Raw genomic sequence first — 22,104 nt, forward strand, 5'->3', positions numbered from 1 at the left:
GCGAGCGCCACTGTCCTGCGGGCGATGTCGGCGTGCATGCGCTCGACCATCCGCCCCTCGATCTGCACCACGCCCTTGCCGGCATTCTCGGGCTGGTCGAACAGCGCGATCAGCCCCCGCGCCGCCTCCACCTCCGCCGGCGGCGGCGAGAAGGCGGCGTTGCACGGCTCGATCTGGCTGGGGTGGATCAGCGTCTTGCCGTCGAAGCCGAGATCGGCGGCCTGCGCGCATTCGCGCGCGAACCCGTCGAGATCGCGAAAATCGTTCCACACCGCGTCCAGCACCTCGACCCCGCCGGCCCGCGCCGCCAGCACGCAATGGGAGAGCCAGCTCGCCATCGGCGCCCGGCCGGGCACGATGCGCGCGCCGGTCTCCTTGGAGAGGTCGTTGGTGCCGAGCACCAGCGCCGCCAGCCGCGTCGCCGGGTTCTTCGCCGCCAGCGCGATGTCGAGGGCGCGCAGCACCGCGATCGGCGTCTCGATCATCGCCCATAGGCGAAGCGACGGCGCCGCCCCCATCGCCTCCAGCCGGCGCCCGGCCAGCACCAGCGTCTCGGGATCGGAGATCTTGGGGATCAGCACCGCCTCCGGGCCCGCGCCCTGCGCGCTCGCGCGGGCGAGGCTCGCCAGGTCGGCCTCGAACCAGGGCGTGTCGGCGGCATTGGTGCGCACCACCACCTCGCGCGGGCCGAACCCGCCCTGCGCCAGCGCCGCGACCGCCTGCCCGCGCGCGAGCCCCTTGGCATCCGGAGCGACCGCATCCTCGAGGTCGATCACGATGGCGTCGGCCGGCAGGGTCCGCGCCTTCTCCAGCGCGCGGGCGTTCGAGCCCGGCATGAACAGCACGCTGCGGCGCGGACGGACGATTGTGGACATGATTCGCTCGGCTAATTGGCAGGAAGGAGCGATGAGCCTATCCCGCTGAAAGGCGGGCTGCCAATCGGGCCTGCGCGCGCGGCGGCGTGGATCAGCGTGGTGAAGGTCATGGACGAGAATTTCGATGTGGTGATCGTCGGCGGGGCGATCATGGGGGCGGCCACCGCCTATTTCCTTACCCTCGACCCCGCCTTTCGCGGCCGCGTCGCCGTGGTGGAGCGCGACACAACCTTCGCGGAGTCCTCCACCACCCTGTCGGCGGCCTCGCTGCGCCAGCAATTCTCCATCCCCGAGAACATCCGCATGTCGCTGTTCGGGCTGGAATTCCTGAGGAGCGCGAAGGAGCGCTTCGGCGCCGGCACCGACCTTGCTTGGCACGAGGGCGGCTATCTCATCCTCGCCAGCGCCGCCGGCCTGCCCATCCTCGAAGCCAATCACCGCGTGCAGGTCGCCGAGGGCGCCGACATCGCCCTGCTCGACCCGCAGGCGCTGAAGGCGCATTTCCCCTGGCTCAATGTCGACGACCTCGCCGCCGGCGCCTATGGGCGCTCGGGCGAGGGCTGGTTCGACGCCCACGCCTTCCTCGCCTGCCTGCGCACGGCCGCGAAGGCGCAGGGCGCCCAGTTCATCAATGGCGAGGTGGTCGGCATCGAGCGGCAGGGCAGCCGCATCACCGGCGCGACGCTGGCGGACGGGCGGCGCCTGGGCTGCGGCGCCCTCGTCAACGCCGCCGGCCCGCGCGCGGGAAGGCTTGCCGGCCTTGCCGGCATCGCGCTGCCGGTGGAGGCGCGCAAGCGCTGCGTCTTCGTCGTGCATTGCCGCGCGCCGCTGCCGAAGCTGCCGCTGCTGGTCGACCCTACCGGCTTCTACATCCGCCCCGAGGGCATCTACCAGATCTGCGGCGCGCCGCCGCCCGAGGACAGCGACCCCGACGCGCATGGCGATTTCGAGGTCGACTGGTCGGTGTTCGAGGAGGGCATCTGGCCCAACCTCGCCCACCGCATCCCGGCGATGGAGGAGCTGAAGGTCGTGCGGGCCTGGGCCGGCCATTATGAGATGAACCTGCTCGACCACAATGCGGTCATCGGCCCGCACCCGGAGGTGACGAACTTCTACTTCATGAATGGCTTTTCCGGCCACGGGCTGCAGCAGGCCCCCGCCGCCGGGCGCGCCATCGCCGAATGGATCGTGCACGGCCGTTCGGTCTCGCTGGACCTTGACGTGTTCGGCTATGAGCGCATCGCGAGCGGGCGCCCGCACGCCGAGCTGAACATCATCTGAGCGCACGCGGCCCGTGCGGACGACGCTATGGCGCGGAGCGGCGGCGCGCCGCCGCCCCTGCCCTCACAGCCCGGCGTCGTCGACGGCGCGCGGGGGCGCGTGGAACACGCCGGCCTGCACCAGTTGCTCCTCCACCCGGTCGACCCCCGCCGGCGTGTCGATCTTGTCGGTCTCGATCACCAGCTCGGGCGCGACGGGCACCTCATAGGGCGCGTCGATGCCGGTGAAGCCGCGGATCTCGCCGGCCCGCGCCTTGGCGTAGAGCCCCTTGGGGTCGCGCGCCTCGCAGACGGCGAGCGGGGCCGACACATGCACCTCGAAGAAACGGTCGCCGACGATCTCGCGCACCCGCGCCCGCGCCGCCGCCGAGGGCGAGACCGCCGCCACCAGCACGATATGGCCCAGCCCCTTGAGCAGGTTCGCCACTTCGGCCAGCCGCCGGTTGTTCTCGGCCCGGTCGGCGTCGGAAAAGCCGAGGTCGCTGTTCAGCCCGGCACGCAGCGTGTCGCCGTCGAGCAGCGTCACGAGGCCGTCGCGGGCGAACAGGCGCCGCTCCAGCGCGCGCGCCAGCGTCGACTTGCCGGAGCCGGAAAGCCCGGTGAACCAAACCACGGCGCCGTCGTGGCGGAAGCGGGCGATGCGCTCCGGCCCGGTCACGGCGGAGGAAACCGGCGTGATGTTGCGGGCAGCGGCGGATTTGGTCCCCTCGCCGTCCAGCACCGAAACCACGAGGCCGCCGCCGGCGATGCGCCCGCCCAGTTCCAGCGCCACGCGCCCGGTGCGGGGGTTCACCCCGTGCGGGTCGGCGGCGATGGGGCGCGACAGGACGAGTTCCACCTCGCCGACCTGGTTGCGCCCGATGCTGGTGGATTCGAAGGTCGACAGATGCCCCGGATCGACCACCTGATGCACGACCGCGACGGTCGCCCGCGCTTCCGAGGTGGCGAGCCGGGCGATGATCTGGGTGCCCACCTCCAGCTTTTCGTCCGCCAGCCAGAACAGGCGCACGCGGATGCGCCGCGCGGCGTGCGGGCGGGCCGAGGGCGTGGCGATGATCTCGCCGCGCTCGACGAAGATCTCGCGGTCGAGCGTGATCGCCGCCGGGGCGCCGGCCGCGAGGGCCGTCACCTCCTGCCCGGCCGCCGGCGCGGGCCAGGTCTCGATGGACTTCACCACCGCCGTCTTGCCGGAGGGCTGGAAGACGATTTCCTCGCCGACCTTCAGGTCGCCGGTCTCGATGCGGCCGGCGACGATGCGGCGGTCGTCGAACTTGTAGACCGCCTGCACCGGCAGGCGCAGCGGCAGGTCGCCCGGCGCGCGGGCCGGGTCGAAGCCGTCCAGCGCCTCCAGCACGGTCGGCCCCTCATACCAGGGGGTGCGGGGGCCGCGCTCGGACACGCCGTCGCCCTCGCGGGCGGAAATCGGGATGACCGCGCTGGCGCGCACGCCGAGGCCGGAGAGATAGCCGGCGATCTCGCTTTCGATGGCGCGGAAAACCGGCTCGGCGAAATCCACCCGGTCCATCTTGTTCACCACCACCGTCACCTGCTTCACGCCGAGCAGGTGCAGCAGGTAGCCGTGCCGGCGCGTCTGGTCGCGCACGCCCTCGGCGGCATCGATCAGCAGCAGCGCAGCATCGGCCTGCGAGGCGCCGGTGATCATGTTGCGCAGGAATTCCGCGTGGCCGGGCGCATCGATCAGGATGATGTCGCGCGAAGGCGTCTGGAAGCGGATCTGGCTGGTGTCGATGGTGATGCCCTGGTCGCGCTCGGCCTGCAGGCTGTCGAGCAGGAACGACCATTCGAAGGGCATGCCGCGCCGGGCCGAGATGGCCTTGAGCTGGTCGAGCTTCTCCGGCGTGATCCCGCCGGTCTCATGCAGCAAGCGGCCGATCAGCGTCGACTTGCCGTGGTCGACATGGCCGACGATGACGATGCGCACAAGCTGGCGGTCGGCGGCGGCGGTCGTGTTGGGGCGCGAGGTGACGGTCACCGACGCAGCGGCGGAAGGGCCGGAAGCGGAAGGGGCGAACGTGGAAAGGACTGTCGCGGACATGGTTTCCACCTCACAGATAGCCGGCGACGCGCAGTCGCTCGAAGGAATCCTCGGCCTCGTGGTCCATCGCGCGGCCGGAGCGCTCGGGCACCTTGGTGGTGGCCAGCTCGATCAGGATCTCGTCGATGGTGGAGGCGTCCGAGGCAACCGGGAAGGTGATGTCCTCGTCGCCCAGCGAGCGGTAGCGCTTGCCGTCCTTCGAGAAATACAGCGGAATGACGGGAATCCCCTCGCGCCGCGTATAGGCCCAGATGTCGAGTTCGGTCCAATGCAGGATCGGATGCACGCGCAGATGCGCGCCGGCCGGCAGGGCCGCGTTGAAGTGATCCCAGAACTCGGGGGGCTGCTCGCGCACGTTCCAGTCGCCCTCCAGCCCGCGCGGGGAGAACACGCGCTCCTTGGCGCGGGTCGCCTCCTCGTCGCGGCGGATGCCGGCGACCACGGCGTCGAAGCCGTACTTCTCCAGCGCCAGCTTGAGCCCCTCGGTCTTGCGCGCCGCCGAGCGCGTGGCCGGCGGCAGCGTCGGGTCGATGGTCTCCAGCGGCGGGCACGGGTCGACCCGCAGGTCCAGCCCCCACTCGCCCGCGTAATGATCGCGGAACTGGTACATTTCCTTGAATTTCTTGCCCGTATCGACGTGCAGCACCGGGAAGGGCACATGGCCGAGGAAAGCCTTGCGCGCCAGCCAGATCATCACGTTCGAATCCTTGCCCAGCGACCAGAGCAGCGCCATGCGCTTCATCCGCGCGAAGGCCTCGCGGAAGATGTAGATGCTCTGAGCCTCAAGCTCGTCGAGCCGTTCATCGGCAGTGGACATGGGTGAGATATCCGTCATGCCCCGTGATCCCGCGGGGACTAATTACACGTAATTTTCGTGCATTTAATTCTTTTGCACGTTCTAAATTGGTGTTATGCAGGGACATCCCATCCGTCAACAGGAAATTAGGTCTCGATGGCATCGCCCCAGCAGCAGAAATTGAAGGTACACGGCCCCGTCGCCGTCACCGCCAACCGTCTGACTGATGGCGCGGTGGTGTGGCGCACGCGTGGCGACGGCTGGTCGGCGGATCTTGCCGAGGCGGCCATCGTCACCACCGCCGACGCGGCCATCGCCCTGCTGGCCGACGCCCAGAAGCGCGACATCGACGCGGTCGGCGCCTATGTCGCCCCCGTCCTTCTCGAGGCGGACGGCTCGGTGAGGCCGGGCAATCTGCGCGAGCGCATCCGCGTTGCCGGGCCGACCTTCGAACTGCCGCACTGACGTCGACGCACAAGGCCATAGTACAAAATGTATGCCTATGATGAATTCGACCGCGCCTTCCTCGCCGAACGTGTCGTGGAGTTCCGCGACCAGGTGGCGCGCCGCCTCTCCGGGGCGCTGAACGAGGACGAGTTCAAGCCGCTGCGGCTGATGAACGGCGTCTACCTCCAGCTGCACGCCTACATGCTGCGCGTCGCGATCCCCTACGGCACGCTGAGCTCGCACCAGCTGCGCCGCATGGCCCATGTCGCGCGCATCTATGACCGCGGCTACGGCCATTTCACCACCCGGCAGAACATCCAGTTCAACTGGATCAAGCTGGAGGAGCTGCCGGAAGCGATGGCGGCGCTGGCCGAAGTCGGCGTGCACGGCATCCAGACCTCCGGCAACTGCATCCGCAATGTCACCACCGACCAGTGGGCCGGCGCCACGCCGGAAGAATGCGACGACCCGCGCATCTGGGCGGAGATCCTGCGCCAGTACTCGACGCTGCACCCCGAATTCACCTACCTGCCGCGCAAGTTCAAGATCGCCCTCGCCGCCTCCCCGCACGACCGCGCCGCGATCAAGGTGCACGATGTCGGCCTGCGCCTGCATCGCAACGCGGACGGCGAGCTCGGCTTCGAGGTTCTGGTCGGCGGCGGTCTCGGCCGCACGCCCTTCGTCGGCAAGTCGATCCGCGCCTTCCTGCCGGCGCGCGAACTGCTGAGCTACATCGAAGCCATCATGCGCGTGTACAATCAGTACGGACGCCGCGACAACATCTACAAGGCGCGCATCAAGATCCTGGTGCACGAGATCGGCGCCGAGGCCTTCGCCGAGGCGGTCGAGGCCGAATGGGCGGCGATCCGCGAGGGCGCGCTCCATCTCTCCGACGAGATGATCGCCGAAATCCGCGGGCGCTTCCTCTATCCCGACTACGAGACCCTCGAAGACCGGCCGGCCGAACTCGTCGAGGCGCTGAAGGACACGCGCTTCGCGACATGGTTCGCCAATTCGGTGCACCCGCACAAGGTGCCGGGCCATTCCATCGTCACCATCTCGCTGAAGCCGGTCGGCGCGCCGCCGGGCGACGCCACCGCCGACCAGATGGACACCATCGCCGACCTCGCCGACGCCTACGGCTTCCACGAGATCCGCGTCGGCCACGAGCAGAATCTGTGCCTGCCCAACATCGCGCAGAAGAACCTGCCGGCACTGTGGGCGGCGCTCGACGCGGCGGGCCTCGCCACGCCGAACGTCAACCTCGTCAACGACATCATCGCCTGCCCCGGCCTCGATTACTGCGCGCTGGCCAATACCCGCGCGATTCCCGTCGCTCAGGAGATCGCCCGGCGCTTCGCCGATCTCGACCGCGCGCGCGGCATCGGCCGGCTGCACATCAACATCTCCGGCTGCATCAATGCCTGCGGACACCATCACGTGGGCCATATCGGCATTCTCGGCGTCGAGAAGAACGGCCAGGAATTCTACCAGATCACGCTGGGCGGGCGGGCCGACGAGCAGGCCCAGCTCGGCACCCTGCTCGGACCTGCCGTGCCCTACGAGCAGGTCCCCGGGCTCATCGAGGACGTGGTGGATACCTATATGGAATTGCGCGCCGGCCCGCAGGAACTCTTCATCGACACCGTGGCCCGGCTCGGCGTCGAGCCCTTCAAGGAGCGCGTCTATGCCGCTCATTGAGAACGGACATATCATCGAGGACAGGTTCGTGCGCGTGTCCGACGAGGACGCGCTGCCCGAGGGCGTGCCCGTGCTGATCGGCGTCGACCGCTTCCTGAAGGAGGCCGAGGCGCTGAAGGGCCGGCAGGCCCCGGTCGGGGTGATCTGGCCGAACAACCGGCCCATCGCCGGGATCGCGCCCTATCTTGGCCAGCTCTCGCTGATCGCGCTCAACTTCCCAAGCTTCCGCGACGGGCGCGCCTACAGCCAGGCCCGCCTGCTGCGCGAGCGGCTCGGCTGGACCGGCCCGCTGCGCGCCATCGGCAATGTGCTGCGCGACCAGTTCCTGCTCATGCAGCGCTCCGGCTTCGATCAGGTCGAGGCGGTCAAGGAAGCCGACGCGGAAGCCTTCGACGAGGCGGTGCACCGCTACACGGTGTTCTACCAGCCGGCGACGGACGAGCGCCCCAGCCTGCTGCGCCAGCGCCTCGGCCGCACCCTGCCCGGAGTCGCGCGATGACCCTCGCCCGGCGCACGGAAACGAGCCCCATCGTCACGCTTCCCTCCGAGGCGCGGCTGGAGGCGCTCAACCTTGCGCTGGAGAAGGCCACGCCGACCGAGATCATCAGGGAGGCGGCGGCGAGCGCCGGTGCCGGCCGGCTCTGCCTCGTCTCCTCCTTCGGCACGGAATCGGCCGTGCTGATCGCCTTTATGGCGCAGGTCGATCCCTCGATCCCGGTCGTCTTCCTCGACACCGGCTGGCTGTTCGAGGAGACGCTCGCCTATCGCGACACGCTCACCGCGCAGCTCGGCCTGACCGGCGTGCGCACCCTTCAGCCGGACGCGGCGCGTCTGGCCGAACTCGACGCCGAACGCGACCTCTGGTTCTCCGATCCCGACGCCTGCTGCCGCATCCGCAAGGTCGAGCCGCTCGCCCGGGCGCTGGCCGGCTTCGATGCCTGGCTCAACGGGCGCAAGCGCTATCAGGGCGGGCTGCGGGCCGACATCCCGGTGGTGGAGCGCGACGGCGCGCGGCTCAAGTTCAATCCGCTCGCCAATCTCGGGCGCGAGGAGGTGGAGGCCGCGCACAAGCGCTTCGGGCTTCCCGACCATCCGCTGCTGGCCAAGGGCTTCAACTCGGTGGGCTGCATGCCCTGCACCAGCCGCGCCTCGGGCGCGGAGGGCGCCCGCGCCGGACGCTGGCGCGGCCAGGCCAAGACCGAGTGCGGCATCCACACGCTGCTGAACACCGTCGACCGTTGAGCCGGCACGCTGCCGCGGCCGTCGCCCAGGCGTCGTCGCGCAGGATTCTACGCGAGGCGTGCGTAAATAAAGCATATTATCTATAGATTTTATATTTTTCTATTGACCGGCGTTTTGCCGAGTGGAACTCTCCCCTTCCGAAGTGCCGGCGCGCAGGCGCCGCTGGGGAGAACAGAAGCCATGTCGTTCCATTTCAAGCACGCGGCCGCCGCCGCGCTTGTCGCCGCACTCGCGGCGCCGCTCGGCCTCGCGCCGGCCGCTCGCGCCGCCGACGTCAGCCTGCTCAACGTGTCCTACGACCCGACGCGCGAGCTCTATCAGCAGTTCAACAAAGCCTTCGCCGAGATCTACAAGGCCGAGACCGGCAAGACCGTCGAGATCAAGACCTCGCATGGCGGCTCGGGCAAGCAGGCCCGCTCGGTGATCGACGGCCTCGACGCCGATGTCGTCACCCTGGCGCTCGCCTATGACATCGACGCCATCGCCGACAAGGGCTTCCTGGCCGATGACTGGCAGAAGCGTCTGCCCGGCAATTCCTCGCCCTACACCTCGACCATCGTGTTCCTGGTCCGCAAGGGCAACCCGAAGAGCATCAAGGACTGGAACGATCTGGTGAAGCCGGGCGTCCAGGTCATCACGCCGAACCCGAAGACCTCCGGCGGCGCGCGCTGGAACTACCTCGCCGCCTGGGCCTACGCGCTCAGGCAGAACGGCGGCGACGAGGCCAAGGCCAAGGAGTTCATCCGCGCCCTGTTCAAGAACGTGCCCGTGCTCGACACCGGCGCGCGTGGCTCGACCGTGACCTTCACCGAGCGCGGCGTCGGCGACGTGCTGCTGGCGTGGGAGAACGAGGCGTTCCTGTCGAAGAAGGAACTCGGCGACGACAAGTTCGACATCGTCGTCCCCTCGCTGTCCATCCTGGCGGAGCCGCCGGTCGCCGTCGTCGACAGGAATGTCGACCGCAAGGGCACGCGCGCCGTGGCCGAGGCCTATCTCAAGGCCCTCTACACCAAGGAAGGCCAGAAGCTCGCCGCCGAGAACTTCTACCGCCCGCGCGATCCCGAAATCGCCAAGGCATACGAGACGCTGTTCCCGAAGGTCGAGCTTGTAACCGTCGACGACCCGGCCTTCGGCGGCTGGCGCAAGGCCCAGAAGACGCATTTCACCGACGGCGGCATCTTCGACCAGATCTATTCCAACTGACGTCGACGGCTCGCGGGCCGCGGCGTACCAACCTCCCGACGTCCGCGCCGGGTCTGTCGCCGGACCCGGCGCTCCTGTGACCGAAAATCCGATCGGAGCCTGCCTTGAGCCAAATCACGCGGGAACACATCGCGCTGGAGCATCCCGCGCTGGCGGGCGCCGCGCCGCCGCCCTCCGCGCCCGGCCGGCGCATGCAGAGCGTCATTCCCGGGTTCAACCTCACCCTCGGCCTGACGCTGCTGTGGCTGTCGCTGATCGTACTGATTCCGCTGGCGGCGCTGTTCGTGAAGACCGCCGAACTGACGCCCGGGCAGATACTCAACATCCTCACCGCGCCACGCACGCTGAACGCGCTGAAGATCTCCTTCGGCCTCTCCCTCGCCGCCGCCGCCGTCAACCTCGTCTTCGGGGCGGTGATCGTCTGGGCATTGGTGCGCTACGACTTTCCCGGCCGTCGCGTGTTCGACGCGCTGATCGACATTCCCTTCGCCCTGCCGACGGCGGTCGCCGGCATCGCGCTGACCACCCTTTATGCCGAGAATGGCTGGATCGGCGGCGTGCTGGCGCCGTTCGGCATCAAGGTCGCCTTCACCCCGCTCGGCATCCTCGTCGCCCTCATCTTCATCGGCCTGCCCTTCGTGGTGCGCACCGTCCAGCCGGTGCTGGAGGACCTCGACCACGAACTGGAGGAGGCAGCCGCCACCCTCGGCGCCGGTCGCTGGACCACCATACGCCGCGTCGTGCTGCCTGCCGTGCTGCCGGCCTTCCTCACCGGCTTCGCCCTCGCTTTCGCGCGCGCGGTCGGCGAATACGGCTCGGTGATCTTCATCGCCGGCAATCTGCCCAACGTCTCCGAGATCGCCCCGCTGCTCATCGTCATCCGGCTGGAGGAGTTCCGCTACGCGGACGCCACCACCATCGCCGCGGCCATGCTGGTCGCCGCCTTCCTTCTGCTCTTCGTCATCAACGGGTTGCAGCGCTGGTCGCAGAGCCGCACCGGGAGAGCCGGATGAGCACGCCCCCGATCCGCAACGAGGCCGCGCCGGTCCGATGGGCGATCATCGCCCTTGCCGTGGCCTTCATCGGCCTGTTCATCCTGCTGCCGCTGCTCAATGTCTTCGCGCAGGCTTTCGTGAAGGGCTGGCAGGCCTATGCCCTCGCACTGGTGGAGCCGGATGCACTGGCGGCGATCGAACTGACGCTGCTCGTCACCGCGATCTCGGTGATCGCCAATACGGCGATGGGCCTCGTCATGGCCTGGGCCATCACCAAATTCTCGTTCAGAGGCAAGAGCTTCCTCATCACGCTGATCGACCTGCCGTTCTCGGTGTCGCCGGTGGTCGCCGGCCTCGTCTTCGTGCTGCTGTTCGGCGCGCAGGGCTTCTTCGGCTTCTGGCTGATCGACCATGGCTGGAAGATCATCTTCGCCTGGCCGGGCATCACGCTCGCCACCATCTTCGTCACCTTCCCCTTCGTCGCCCGCGAACTCATTCCGCTGATGCAGGAGCAGGGCACGACGGAGGAGGAGGCGGCGGTGACGCTCGGGGCCGGCGGCTGGCGCGTCTTCACGCGCGTCACCCTGCCCAACATCAAATGGGCGCTGCTCTACGGCATCCTGCTTTGCAACGCCCGCGCCATGGGCGAGTTCGGCGCGGTGTCGGTGGTGTCGGGCCATGTGCGCGGTGAGACCAACACCATCCCGCTGCAGGTCGAGATCCTCTACAACGAGTACCAGTTCCAGGCGTCCTTCGCGGTCGCCTCGCTGCTCGCCCTGCTCGCCATCGTGACGCTCGTCGCCAAGACCCTGCTGGAGGCGCGGCTCAACGCCCGCTCGCGGGGGCACTGAAGGCGCGCGTCAGAACAGGAACACCGCCGCCGCGAAGCCGCCGACCAGCACCACGGCGAAGATCGCCGTCACCAGCCCCAGCCGCTCCTCGATGAAGCGCCGGGCCGAGGGGCCGATCCAGTACAGCAGGCCGGCGACCAAAAAGAAGCGCAGCCCGCGCGTGATGACCGACAGCACGACGAACCAGAACAGGCTGTAATGGGCGAAGCCGGAGGTGATCGTCACCACCTTGTAGGGGATCGGCGTCAGGCCCTTGATGAGGATGATCCAGTGCCCGTACTGCTGGTAGGCCTGCGTGAAGGCCTCCACTCTGGAGCCGTAGCCGTAGAGCTGGATCAGGAACAGGCCGAGCGATTCATAAAGAAGCGCGCCGATGGCGTAGCCGAACAGCCCGCCCACCACCGAGGCGAGCGTGCAGACCGCCGCGTACCACCAGGCGCGCGAGGGGCGGGCCAGGCACATCGGCACCAGCATCACGTCCGGCGGCACCGGGAAGAAGGAGCTCTCCGCGAAGGAGACGCCGGCCAGCGCCCAGGGCGCGGAAGGGCGCTCGGCGAGATCGATCACCCATTGGTAGAGACGGCGCAGCATGTGGTCCTGCCGGGGCTCGAAGGTCCGGCCTGCGCCGGGCGGGAAGGGCAACGCCTCCGGCAGCGGGTGCGCTGGCGCGCGTGGCCCTAGCGGCGGCGGCCGACCCGCTCGGGAGATACCTCGCCCGCGCCGTCGGCGATGTCCCATAGCAGCGCCGGCGACTGGCGGGAATGGGCATCGGATGCCCCGTCCCGTCCCGGACGCACCTGCCGCTTGGGCAGCTTCTCGGCAATGCCGAGCAGGCGCTCGCGCCGGTCCATCTCGGCCCACACATCCTCGGGGGTGATGCCGAGCTCGGCCCACAGCACGACGAGATTGTAGATGAGGTCGGCGCTTTCGCGCACGACGGCCGGCCGGTCGCCCATCACCCCGTCCAGCGCCACCTCGACCGCCTCCTCGGCGACCTTCTTGGCGATGGTGCCGCGCCCCTTGCGGAACAGCCGCTCGGTACGCGGGGAGGGATTGTGTCCCTTTCGCGTGGCGACCACGGCGGCATGCAGGCGACGGATCGAATCAGTCATGTCACGATCTTAGATCCAATTATGTGAAGCCGTTGTAGCGGTGTGCGAGCGAGGGCGGCGCCGGCCGCTAGCGCCCCTGTGAACGCACCCGGCCGCCATTGTCTTTTGCACCGCCGCAGGGATCGGGTTATTCAGGGGGCGGCGGCCCCGCCCGCCGCCGGCCCATGCTGGAAACGGATGTTCGAAAGCGTGTTTCATCTTCCCTCCCCACGCCCCCGCTCCCGCTTCGCCCGGCTCGCCGCCGGGCTGGTCGCGGCCATCCTGCTGGCGCCCGTCCTGCTCCTGCCCGCAACGGCGCACGCGACGCCGGCGCTGGTGATCGAGGTCGAGAGCGGCAAGGTCCTGCTGGCGGAGGAGGCCACCAAGCCGTGGTATCCGGCGTCCATCACCAAGCTGATGACGGCCTATGTCACCTTCAAGGCGCTGCGCGCCGGCCGGCTGACTCCGGAAACGCTGATCACCGTCTCCGCGAATGCGGCGGCGCAGAAGCCGTCCAAGATGGGCTTCAAGGTCGGCACCCAGGTGACGGTCGACAACGCCCTCAAGATGATGCTGGTGAAGTCGGCCAACGACATGGCCGTCGTGCTGGCCGAAGGGGTGAGCGGCTCGCTCCCGGCCTTCGTCGCGGAGATGAACGCCACCGCCGCCCAGCTCGGCATGACCGGATCCCACTTCGCCAATCCGAACGGCCTGCCCGACCCGGACAACATCTCGACCGCGCGCGATCTCGCCGTGCTGGCCCGGCACATCTTTCTCGACTTCCCGGAGCAGACGGACCTCTTCCGCATTCCGGCGATCAGGATCGGGCCGGCCGTCATCCGCAGCTACAACAAGCTGATCGACCGCTATCCCGGCGCCGACGGCATGAAGACCGGATTCGTCTGCGCCTCGGGCTTCAATCTGGTGGCCAGCGCCAAGCGCGGCGACCGCCACCTGATCGCCGTGGTGCTCGGCACCAGTTCCGGGCGCGAGCGCACCGAGCAGGCCGCTTTGCTGCTGGAGCGCGGCTTCCAGCATTCCTGGCACATCTTCGGTGCCGTGGCGCCGACGGTGGAGGGGCTGCGCAACGAGGGCGGCGCGCCGACCGACATGCGGCTGCAGGTCTGCGGCGGCAAGCGCAAGAACACCGCCTCCGAGGATGACGACACGCCCTCGACCGCCAGCGGCTATGTCGCGGCCGGCATGGGCGGGCTCGGCGAGAACGTCACCGGCGCCAGCCTGCTGCAGAAGCTGCCGCCCTCCATGCCGCCGGTCGAGGTGTGGGTCGGCCCGGTGCCGAGCGCGGAAGCGCTCGCCGCCGCCTATCCGCCGCCGCCGGAGAAGAAGAAGCCGGTGGTCAAGGACAAGGCTGCCGCCGGCAAGAAGAAGGGCCAGACGACGGCGGTGATCGACACCTCCGCCCCGACGGACGAGGCGGCGCCCGGCGCGGCGCCGAAGCCCGCCGCCAAGACGACCCCCGCGCCAAAGCCGGCAGCCAAGCCCGCCCCGAAGCCTGCCCCCGCGCAGGCCTCGGCGGTGCCCGCGCCCAAACCTGCGCCCAAGCCCGCCGCGAAGCCGTTGCCGAAGCCGGCCGCCGCGCCTACCTATCCGCTCGTCCCGCCGCCTCCGCCGCAGTGACGCCGCGCGCGACGCGGCGGGATCGTCCATTCCCGCCCCGGGGCCATGCGCGCCCACGCCGGCCAACAGGATCGCGAACATGAGCGAGGAGACCCGTCTCCCGCCGGAGCCCATTCCGGTCACGCTGCTCACCGGCTTTCTCGGCGCCGGCAAGACCACGCTGCTCAACCGGCTGCTGCAGGACCCCGGCCTCGCCGACACGGCGGTGCTCATCAACGAGTTCGGCGAGATCGGGCTCGACCATCTGCTCGTGCAGCATTTCGACGAGGCGACCGTGCTGCTCGCCTCGGGCTGCCTGTGCTGCACCGTGCGCGGCGATCTGGTGGAAGGGCTGGAGCAGTTGCTCCGGCGGATGGACAACGGCGCCATCCCGCCCTTCCGGCGCGTGGTCATCGAGACCACCGGCCTCGCCGACCCGGCGCCGATCCTGCACGTGCTGATGATGCATCCCTATATGGTGCTGCGCTTCCGGCTCGACGGCGTGGTGACGGTCGTCGATGCGGTGAACGGGCTCGGCACCCTCGACGAACACCCTGAATCGGTGCGGCAGGCGGCGATCTCCGACCGCCTTGTGCTGACCAAGACCGATCTGGTGGACACGCCCGAGCGGGAGGCGAACCTCGCGGCGCTCCTGGCGCGGCTCGGCCGTCTCGCGCCCGGCGCCCCCGTGCTCGACGCGGCGAAGGGCGAGGCGGCGCCCGCTGCCCTGTTCGGCGCCGGCCTCTACGATCCCGCGACCAAGATTCCCGACGTGTCGCGCTGGCTCGCCGACGAGGCGGTGGCGGAGGCCGAAGCCCAACACCGCGCCCATGCCCACGACGCCAACCGCCACGACGACCGCATCCGCGCCTTCACCGTCGCCACCGAGGCGCCGGTCTCGGCCGCCGCCATCGACATGTTCCTTGAGCTGGTGCGCGGCACCCATGGGTCCAAGCTCCTACGGCTCAAGGGCATCGTGAAGCTCGCCGAGGACCCCGAGCACCCGCTGGTGCTGCACGGCGTGCAGCACGTGCTGCACCCGCCGAGCCAGCTTCCCGCCTGGCCGGACGAGGACCGGCGCACCCGTCTGGTGATGATCGTGCGCGATGTCGAGCCGGCGGTGATACGCCGGCTGTTCGACGCCTTCATGGGGCTTCCGGTACCGGACCAGCCCGACGGCCTCGTCGTCGCCGACAATCCGCTGGCGCCGGCAACGATGCGACGCTGACCCGGCGACGCGGACCCGGCGCCGCTGAACGCGAGGGGCTACTGGCCCGGCACCGGGGCGCCGTTGATCATGATCTGCGTGCCACCCGCAGACGGCGCGGCCGCCGTGGAGGCGGCAGGAGAGGCCGCCGGCGCCTCGGTCTTAGGGTCCGGCACCGCGATCACCATGGCCCAGTAGACGCCGTATTTGCTGCGCGGCGCGCGCACGGCGGCGATGCCGAGCCGTGTCGCGCCGGGCAGCAGCATGTTCTTGTTGTGCGAGGGCGAATCGCGCCAGCCCGAGAAGGCCTCGGCCAGCGTATGGTAGCCGGCGCCGACATTCTCCGCCGCCTTCAGCCCGTTGAAACCGGCCGCCTTGAGCCGCGTGGTGAGGCCGCGCCCGCCGACATTGTGGGAGAGCTGGTCGGCCGCCGCCATCGCCTTCGCCTGCCGCTCGGCGACCGTCATCAGCACCGGGTCGATCGTCACTTCCTGCAGGCCGCGCCCGCGCCGGTAGTCGCTCAGCAGCGCGGCGGCCGCCTGCGGGTCGAGCGCCCCGCCCTTGGCGATGTTGGCGTAGAAGGTCTCGTCCACCGGCGTCATGGTCGGCCCGGCGGCGCAGGCGGCGAGAAGAAGCGGCAGCAGCAGAAGACCGGCAAGGCGCTTCAGCGGAAGGCAGGGCATGGGGTTCTCTCGCATGGGAGGACGGCCGCGGAAGACGGAACCGGGCGGCAGGGCATCGCGTGGCGCGCCGATGCAGGCTCAGGCATCGTCGCCGCCGGCGGCGGGTTCGCCGATCGTGCCGCCGCGATAGATGTTCCACGGCGTGTAGGGAATGCCGATCTTCGCCGCCTTCATCCGGTCGAGCACCGCGAAATGCAGGTCGCTCTTCACGGTCAGCGCATAGTCGACATTGGCGACCACGCAGCGCAGCTCGAATTTCAGATAGCTGTCGCCGAAGCCGATCAGGAACACGCGCGGCGGCGGGCTGCGCAGCACCTGCGGGTGGTCGCAGGCGCAGCCGATGAGGATGTCGCGCACCTCGTCGGCGTCGGCGTCATAGGCGACGTTCACCGCCACGATGACGCGCCCTGTCGTGTTGGCGTGGGTGAAGTTTTTCACCATGCCGGTGATGAGGTCGGAATTGGGGATCAGCACCGCCGCGCGGTCGAAAGTCTCGATCTCGGTCGCGCGCACGCTGATGCGCCGCACATAGCCTTCCTCGCCCTTCACCGAGATGGTGTCGCCCACCCGGATCGGGCGTTCCGCCAGCAGGATCAGCCCCGAGACGAAGTTCGAGACGATGGATTGCAGGCCGAAACCGATACCGACCGAGAGGGCACCGGCGACAAGGGCGATGTTCTCGAGATTGAGGCCGAGCTGGCCCATCGCCATCGCGATCACGGCGATCGAGCCGATATAGCCGATGATGGTGGCGATGGAGTTCTGCAGGCCCTGATCGAAGGCCGTCTTCGGCAGGATCGCCACCGCGAACCAGCGCTGCACCGCGCGCGCCACCACGATGCCGAGCACCAGGAACAGCACCGCGCTCAGCACGTCGCCGATCGCGATGGTGGAGCTGCCGATGGTGATGCCGAAGGTGATGCGGCTCACCAGATCGCGCAGGTCCGCCGTCGAGGTACCGAAGGTGCCGACCACCACCACCACGATCAGGATGATGGCCACCGCCTTCAGCAGGCCGGCGACGAGGACTGACAGCAGTTCGAGGCTCGCCGGGCGCACGCCGAGCGTCTTGGCCACGTTGCGCGCCCGCGGCCCGGTGGCGATGGCGTCGATGAACAGCGCGTTGATCAGCGCGAGCACGAGATAGAGCGTGCCCGCCATCACCACCGCGACCAGCGCCCGCGACGACAGGAAGGAGGCGAAGCTCACATAGCCGGCGACCAGAGCCGCCACGGTGGCGGAGTTCAGTATCCAGAACGGCAGCTTGATCCACTGCAGCGCGCTCGACGAGGGCCCGGCGCCATCGTCCCTGCCGTCGTCCTTGTCGCCCTTGCCATCGGCGCCGGGCCGGGCGGCGGCCGAGCCAGTGCCCGCCTCGGCCTCGTCGCCGTCGGCGGACAGCGCGGTGAGCGCGCGCATGCTGCGGGTCGCGACCAGCACCAGCGCGATCGACATCGCCGCGCTGGTGGCGACCGTCAGGGGCACCGGCACGACCAGCGCCCGGTGCAGCCCGTTCAGCACCGCCGCCGCGCCGAGAATCCACAGCCCCGTCGCCGCATTGCCGTAGATCAGCCGCGCCATCTCCTCGGAGAGCGGCACCACGCGGCGCTGCGGCTCGCCGGGCGCCAGAGCGCCGGCCAGCAGCCCGCGGCCGACGGCGACGACCACGATTCCCAGCAGCACGCCCTGCGCCACCTCGTTCACCCGCTCGGGCACGAGGTCGAAGGCGTTGAACAGTGCCAGCACCGCGAACGCCGCCAGCGGGGCCGCCGCCATGCGCAGCAGGGCATCGAGGGCCGAAAGCAGGCAGGCCTTGAGCCGGGGCAGCGGCTCGCCGTTCGCCCCGAACTCGGCACGCCTCAGCGGCCGGGCGAACATGTTCTGGACGAAGACGACCAGCGCGATGACCAGCAGCGCCCCGAAGGCCACGCCCGCCTGCCCCCAGACCGACATGCGGGCATTGGCATAGGCCGCCCAGTCGCTCAGCAGGTAGCTGACGCCGCGTAACTCGATCGGCACGGCGGTGGCGGCGGAGATCCAGAGCGCGGGATCCAGCGCGCTGTAGGAGCGCGCCAGCAGCGTATCGGTGAACAGGGCGCGGCGGCGGCCGGTGATGCGGTCGGCGAGCTGGTCGGCGCGCACCTTCAGCAGCTTGGCCTGCTTCAGCACCGCATCGAGTTCGCTCGCCCGGGCGGTCAGCACGTCGCGCTCGGAGGTGATCGAGGCATCTTCCGGCGGGGAATCGGCTCCCGGCTTGGCGCCGATCTCCTTCACGCGATGATTGAGATTAGCGAGCAGGGGCTCCAGCGTGGTGATGGCGGTGGTGAGGTCGCTGCGCACCGGATCGAGGCGGCTGCGCAGTTCGTCGAGATCGGTCGAGCGCAGCGCCTCGCGGCCGAGCCCGGCCTCGACGCTGTCGACGATGGCGCGCTGGCCCTCCAGCCTTTCCTGGACCTGAAGCTGTTCGGGCGGAATCTGCGCCGCAATCTGGGCGCGCGCGGCTCCGGCCATCGCCAGCGCGAGAAGCAGGACGCCAAATGCCGCAAGCAGCATCCGGCCGAGGCCTGCCGTTCTGCGGCCGTGCATGCCCGCTCCTCGGCGCCCGCCGAACACGCCGGGACGTTCGCCGATGGCCGTATCGGTGACGAGAGAACTGAAGATCATCATGAAGGGCGGATTCGAGCCAAACGCCCTCCCTGTCTCGTGCCCGATAAAGGCCAAGTCAAGGCGTCCGCTGCGTTGGCGGGCGTCAGTTGCCGCGCAGATTCGGCGGCAGCAGCCGCTCCTGCATGTCGAAGGCGGAGGAGAACACGGCGAAGACGTCGCCCAGGAACTCGCGGGCCTGCGAGAAGGGCGTGGCCGGCGGAGCGCGCATGCGGCCGACCATCTCCTCGTCGTCGAGCTTCAGCTCGGCGGCACTGTGCACGGCGAGGTTCTTCATCGGCCCGTTATTCGGCAGGAACACGACCTGAAGCTCCTCGATGTCGCGGTTCTGCGCCAGCAGCACGAGATGACGCATCAGCGCCGAGCCCACACCCTTGCCCTGCCAGGGCCGCTCCACGCTGAAGGCCGCCTCGGCGGAGACCGTCTTGCCGGGCCGCCGCGCCAGCGGATGCAGTTCCGCCACCGCGCGCAGCTCGCCCTCGACGAAATAGCCGAGCGCGCTCACCTCGCTGGAAACCACCCGCGTCGCATGGCGCGCCAGCGCATTGTCGGAGACGACCCCGCCGAAGCGCATGAAGCGGCTCAGCGGATCGAGGCGCAGGAAATGTTCGAGAATGAGATGACGCTCGGCCGGCAACAGCTTGCGGATATGCCCTTCCAGCCGCTCGCCCGCATGGGGGTGCGGCGTGGTGGCGGGAGCGGCGCTCCCCTCCGTGGCTATGGCTTTCGCGGACGTTGTCATGGCACAGGCCTGATCTGAACCGCCGTGATTATTGCGGCGCAGCATAACTATGCGCACCGCACAACAACACAACTCCTGCGACTGCATGGCTCGCATGCGACGGATGCGAGCCGATGCCAAGCCTACGCCTCAATCGCCCTCCGGCCAATGCATGCCCGTCCGCGGGCGGCGGTGCTGGAGCGGGCGTCGGTCGTCAGGGACCCACGCTCGCCGAGCGGTTGCGGCCGACCACCTCGGCGATCGCCTGCCGCAGAGATCCTTCGGCGGTGACGCCGAAATTGTAATGGCTCATGGAAAAGGGGCCGGCCGCGCCCGGATGGGCGGAGCGAAAGCCGACATAGACGCCGAGAAAGGCGCCGCCGGGCGTCAACAGCGCCGCGCCCGAGACGCCACCCTCGGCATCGCAGTCGACGGCCACTTCGCGCAGGCCGCTCGGCGTCGCCGCCGTCACCTGCCGGGCGCGACATCTCTGCAGCGAGAAGGACTCCACGCCGCCGGAGCGCGCCGCCGCCAGAACGATGTCGGAGGGCACCGGCATGGGCTTCGCCAGCTTGTAGGGCGTGGCGCCGACGACCGCGCCGGCGAGCGGCACCACCGCCCAGTCCTTCACCGCCGGCTCGGCATAGGGCTCGCGCGCGCCGCACACGACGCCATCGACGTCGATCGGCACCACCTGGCGCCGTCCACCGGCCTCGATCTGGAAGGTGCAGCCGGCGCCCTCGCCGCGCGGCTGGCCGCCGGGGGCGAACAGCACATGGGCGGCCGTCACCAGGACATTGTTGGCGCCGACGAGCTGGCCGGTCCCGACCGCCGAACCGCAGCGCACCAGCCCGGTCGCGCCGAAGCGGGCGGCGACGGTGGCGAGCGGCAGGCCGCTGGCGCGGGCGAAATCGGCGCGGGAGAGGCGGTTGTCCTCGTCGATCATCACCGCCGACGGCGGAAGTCCGCGCACCGCGACGTTCTTGCTCTCCTGCGCGGAAGCCGGAACAGCGAGAGTGCAGAAGGCGAGAAAGGCGAGTGACAGCGCCGATACGGCACGGCCGATCTTGAGAACGCACCACGACCGCATACGCTGCCCGCCTCGGCTGGTGAAAGAGCGGGAACATTGCGTGGACAACCGTGACGGCGTCAAGGCGCGAGGCGAAGCAACGCCGGGGCGACGTCTTCGGTTCCCGCAGACCTGTCATGCGCGAAGCACAATCCCGTGGACCGGAACCGCCCCGCCATGCCGCAAAAGCCGCGCCGGAGCCCCGCCGGCACTATGACAGGCGGCCGGCCCTGCCTTCCGCAGCGGCGCCATCCACCCTTGCCGGCTTGCTGCCGCGCCTCGCTGGGGCTAAGCGTGCGCTGCAATATAGCGGGGGTGGCCCGATATGACGGACATGGTGACGGCGGAAGCTGGCGGTTCGGTGCTGGCGGCACGCTATGTCGCACGTATGGCGGTCGGCGACATCGTGCCCGATCCCGGCCAGGCCAAGGTGGTCGCCGCCCTCGCCCGCCTCGAACAGCGCATCGCCTCGCGCCGCCTCGCCCGCAAGACCTCGGCGCTCGGCTGGCTGTTCGCCAAGCGCGAGGACGCCATCCCGAAGGTGCGCGGCCTCTACATTCACGGCTCGGTCGGGCGCGGCAAGACCATGCTGGTCGACTTGTTCTACGAGAGCGTGTCGGTGCGCAAGCGCAAGCGCCGCGCCCATTTCCACGAATTCATGGCCGACGTGCACGCCCGCATCTTCCAGGTGCGCAGCGACATGAAGCAGGGCCGCATCAAGGACGGCGACCCCATCGCCCTCGTCGCCGCCGCGCTCTACGAGGAAGCCTGGCTGCTGTGCTTCGACGAGTTCCACGTGACCGACATCGCCGACGCGATGATCCTCGGCCGGCTGTTCGAGAAGCTGTTCGACCTCGGCGTCGTCATCGTCGCCACCTCCAACGTGGCGCCGCAGGACCTCTATGAGGGCGGCCTCAACCGCGCGCTGTTCCTGCCCTTCATCGGCATGATCGAGAAGCACATGGAAGTGGTGCGGATCGAATCGCCCACCGACTACCGCATGGAAAAGCTCGGCGGCGCGCGCAGCTGGTACGTGCCGGCCGCCCACGAGACCATGCCCGACGTCGACCGCGAGATGGACAAGATCTGGCATCGGCTGGCCGGCACGGACGGGGGCGTCCCGGCGAGCATCGCCGCCGGCGGGCGCGTCCTCCAGGTGCCGCGCGCGGGCGGCGGCGCGGCGCGCTTCACCTTCCACGACCTGTGCGGCGTGCCGCTCGGCGCCTCGGACTATCTGCGCCTCGCCCGCGCCTACCACACGCTAGTCATCGACCACGTTCCGACCCTCGACCAGGACCGGCGCAACGAGGCCAAGCGCTTCATCACGCTGATCGACGAACTCTACGAGAAGGGCGTGAAGCTCGTCGCCTCGGCACAGGCCGAGCCGGAGAAGCTCTATCTCGGTACCGAGGGCGCCGAGGCGTTCGAATGGGCGCGCACCGTCTCCCGCCTGCATGAGATGCGCTCGGACGACTATATTGCCCGTCCGCACGGCCGTGGCGACTCGCAGGCCAGCGGCAACACGACCGGCCTCGTCGAAACCTGATCGCGGGGCTTGATCGGCTCCCGGCAGGGCTCACATCCCGACGGCAAGAGTTTCCTCAGG

General features: G+C 69.4%; 20 protein-coding genes (1 of these 20 only partly in view). 11 read left to right on the plus strand and 9 right to left on the minus strand.

The annotated features are described in order from the left end of the window. Positions 1-875 carry the 5' portion of a CoA ester lyase gene (locus GBB76_RS10470; protein ID WP_152303246.1) on the minus strand. The gene continues 25 nt to the left of window position 1, outside the view, so the window shows 875 of its 900 coding nt (coding positions 1-875); it begins with the start codon at positions 873-875; its stop codon lies beyond the left edge, outside the window. Between the two features lie 108 nt (positions 876-983). Here GBB76_RS10470 and GBB76_RS10475 point away from each other — a divergent pair, with 108 nt between their 5' ends. Then, entirely contained in the window at positions 984-2,156 is a 1,173-nt protein-coding gene (locus tag GBB76_RS10475) for an FAD-binding oxidoreductase (protein ID WP_152303247.1), read from the plus strand. Positions 2,157-2,219: 63 nt separating this feature from the next. On the opposite strand, the gene cysC is transcribed toward GBB76_RS10475, so the two are convergent. Both cysC and cysD read right to left on the minus strand, forming a co-directional pair. Further along, positions 2,220-4,211, minus strand: coding sequence for an adenylyl-sulfate kinase (gene cysC / locus GBB76_RS10480; RefSeq protein ID WP_152303248.1), 1,992 nt, complete (start codon positions 4,209-4,211; stop codon positions 2,220-2,222). 10 nt (positions 4,212-4,221) lie between these two features. Further along, positions 4,222-5,028 carry a sulfate adenylyltransferase subunit CysD gene (cysD, locus tag GBB76_RS10485; protein WP_152303249.1) on the minus strand — a complete coding sequence of 269 codons (807 nt, stop codon included), beginning with the start codon at positions 5,026-5,028 and terminating at the stop codon, positions 4,222-4,224. 135 nt (positions 5,029-5,163) lie between these two features. On the opposite strand from cysD, the gene GBB76_RS10490 reads away from it, so the two are divergent. The 7 genes from GBB76_RS10490 to cysW all read left to right on the plus strand — a co-directional run bounded on the left by GBB76_RS10490 (position 5,164) and on the right by cysW (position 11,446). After that, positions 5,164-5,472 (plus strand): DUF2849 domain-containing protein, encoded by a 309-nt coding sequence (locus tag GBB76_RS10490; RefSeq protein WP_152303250.1) that lies wholly within the window; start codon positions 5,164-5,166, stop codon positions 5,470-5,472. 27 nt (positions 5,473-5,499) lie between these two features. Then, a complete protein-coding gene (locus tag GBB76_RS10495) occupies positions 5,500-7,155 on the plus strand; it encodes a nitrite/sulfite reductase (RefSeq protein ID WP_152303251.1) in 1,656 nt (551 codons plus the stop codon). After that, on the plus strand, positions 7,142-7,654 hold the full coding sequence (locus GBB76_RS10500) for a DUF934 domain-containing protein (RefSeq protein WP_152303252.1): 513 nt from the start codon (positions 7,142-7,144) through the stop codon (positions 7,652-7,654). Before GBB76_RS10495 ends, GBB76_RS10500 begins: the two co-directional genes overlap by 14 nt. Beyond that, positions 7,651-8,397: a phosphoadenylyl-sulfate reductase gene (locus GBB76_RS10505; protein WP_152303253.1), complete on the plus strand. Its 747-nt coding sequence runs from the start codon at positions 7,651-7,653 to the stop codon at positions 8,395-8,397. The genes GBB76_RS10500 and GBB76_RS10505 overlap by 4 nt, the downstream gene beginning before the upstream one ends. 180 nt (positions 8,398-8,577) lie before the next feature. Further along, positions 8,578-9,600, plus strand: coding sequence for a sulfate ABC transporter substrate-binding protein (locus GBB76_RS10510; RefSeq protein ID WP_152303254.1), 1,023 nt, complete (start codon positions 8,578-8,580; stop codon positions 9,598-9,600). 191 nt (positions 9,601-9,791) lie between these two features. After that, entirely contained in the window at positions 9,792-10,613 is an 822-nt protein-coding gene (cysT, locus tag GBB76_RS10515; protein WP_152304832.1) for a sulfate ABC transporter permease subunit CysT, read from the plus strand. Next, on the plus strand, positions 10,610-11,446 hold the full coding sequence (cysW, locus tag GBB76_RS10520) for a sulfate ABC transporter permease subunit CysW (RefSeq protein WP_152303255.1): 837 nt from the start codon (positions 10,610-10,612) through the stop codon (positions 11,444-11,446). Before cysT ends, cysW begins: the two co-directional genes overlap by 4 nt. A gap of 9 nt (positions 11,447-11,455) precedes the next feature. On the opposite strand, the gene GBB76_RS10525 is transcribed toward cysW, so the two are convergent. Both GBB76_RS10525 and hisE read right to left on the minus strand, forming a co-directional pair. After that, complete coding sequence (locus GBB76_RS10525; protein ID WP_152303256.1) at positions 11,456-12,037, minus strand: YqaA family protein; 582 nt, start codon at positions 12,035-12,037, stop codon at positions 11,456-11,458. Between the two features lie 86 nt (positions 12,038-12,123). Beyond that, positions 12,124-12,558: a phosphoribosyl-ATP diphosphatase gene (gene hisE, locus GBB76_RS10530; RefSeq protein ID WP_152303257.1), complete on the minus strand. Its 435-nt coding sequence runs from the start codon at positions 12,556-12,558 to the stop codon at positions 12,124-12,126. A gap of 177 nt (positions 12,559-12,735) precedes the next feature. Between hisE and GBB76_RS10535 the strand changes: the two genes are divergently transcribed. Both GBB76_RS10535 and GBB76_RS10540 read left to right on the plus strand, forming a co-directional pair. Next, complete coding sequence (locus GBB76_RS10535) at positions 12,736-14,175, plus strand: D-alanyl-D-alanine carboxypeptidase family protein (RefSeq protein WP_152303258.1); 1,440 nt, start codon at positions 12,736-12,738, stop codon at positions 14,173-14,175. A gap of 79 nt (positions 14,176-14,254) precedes the next feature. Continuing rightward, on the plus strand, positions 14,255-15,382 hold the full coding sequence (locus GBB76_RS10540) for a GTP-binding protein (protein ID WP_152303259.1): 1,128 nt from the start codon (positions 14,255-14,257) through the stop codon (positions 15,380-15,382). A 38-nt stretch (positions 15,383-15,420) separates the two neighbouring features. Here the strand turns inward: GBB76_RS10540 and GBB76_RS10545 are convergent, their stop codons facing one another. From GBB76_RS10545 to GBB76_RS10560, 4 genes are all read right to left on the minus strand, one after another. Beyond that, positions 15,421-16,044, minus strand: a complete 624-nt coding sequence (locus GBB76_RS10545) for a CAP domain-containing protein (RefSeq protein WP_152303260.1) — start codon at positions 16,042-16,044, stop codon at positions 15,421-15,423. A 78-nt stretch (positions 16,045-16,122) separates the two neighbouring features. Next, the gene (locus GBB76_RS10550; RefSeq protein WP_246668889.1) at positions 16,123-18,711 is read right to left on the minus strand and encodes a DUF3772 domain-containing protein; all 2,589 of its coding nucleotides are present in this window, start codon (positions 18,709-18,711) and stop codon (positions 16,123-16,125) included. Between the two features lie 82 nt (positions 18,712-18,793). After that, positions 18,794-19,450: a GNAT family N-acetyltransferase gene (locus tag GBB76_RS10555; protein ID WP_152303261.1), complete on the minus strand. Its 657-nt coding sequence runs from the start codon at positions 19,448-19,450 to the stop codon at positions 18,794-18,796. Positions 19,451-19,643: 193 nt separating this feature from the next. Next, the gene (locus tag GBB76_RS10560) at positions 19,644-20,519 is read right to left on the minus strand and encodes a trypsin-like peptidase domain-containing protein (protein WP_152303262.1); all 876 of its coding nucleotides are present in this window, start codon (positions 20,517-20,519) and stop codon (positions 19,644-19,646) included. Positions 20,520-20,823: 304 nt separating this feature from the next. Here GBB76_RS10560 and zapE point away from each other — a divergent pair, with 304 nt between their 5' ends. Continuing rightward, positions 20,824-22,044: a cell division protein ZapE gene (zapE, locus tag GBB76_RS10565; protein WP_152303263.1), complete on the plus strand. Its 1,221-nt coding sequence runs from the start codon at positions 20,824-20,826 to the stop codon at positions 22,042-22,044. Positions 22,045-22,104 lie beyond the last annotated feature (60 nt).

This window comes from Ancylobacter sp. TS-1 (genome assembly GCF_009223885.1).
Taxonomy (GTDB): Bacteria; Pseudomonadota; Alphaproteobacteria; order Rhizobiales; family Xanthobacteraceae; genus Ancylobacter.